The sequence below is a fragment of the Ruegeria sp. BG11 genome, assembly GCF_056538565.1.
Genome location: NZ_JBQFTH010000071.1, coordinates 1 through 515, shown reverse-complemented (window position 1 = coordinate 515; position 515 = coordinate 1). Strand labels below are relative to the sequence as shown.

General features: G+C 58.4%; 1 protein-coding gene. It reads right to left on the bottom strand.

Annotation, left to right across the window (positions count from 1 at the left end; translation table 11 throughout):
• Positions 1–515, bottom strand: a 515-nt coding sequence (locus tag ACR0JF_RS23445) for a BCCT family transporter (RefSeq protein WP_480670153.1), incomplete at both ends; no start/stop codon positions are given.

The window sequence follows — 515 nt, the reverse complement described above, 5'->3', positions numbered from 1 at the left end:
GTCGCCAGTGGCATTGATGGTGTTGATGATCAGCACCGCCGAGTCTGCCGAGGTCACCAGGTAGGTGAGCAACAGCTCGAGGGCCACGATCGCAAACACCCAGGCCATGGTTTCGCTCAGCATGACCGAAAGGGTCGCGAAAAGCTGATCCGAAAGCCCGGTGCCAATGATTGCATTGTCCGCGACGCCCGAAAGCTCAAGCTCGATCGCTGTACCGCCAACCAGGGCAAACCAGACAAAGCACATGACGGACGGTACGATTGCCGCGCCAAGCACATATTCGCGAATGGTTCGGCCCTTGGAAATGCGCGCCAGGAAGACGCCGACAAAGGGTGCAAATGCAATCCACCAAGCCCAATAGAACACGGTCCAGCCGCCCTGCCATCCGGCCAGTTGACTTGCGACCGATCCATCCACCCCGTCGCTGTTCCAGACGGTAAACAAGAGGGCTGGTGTTGCGATCAGGTAGTCGTAGATGCCGACAAACAGCGCCTGCAGGCCAAAAAAGGTCGAGC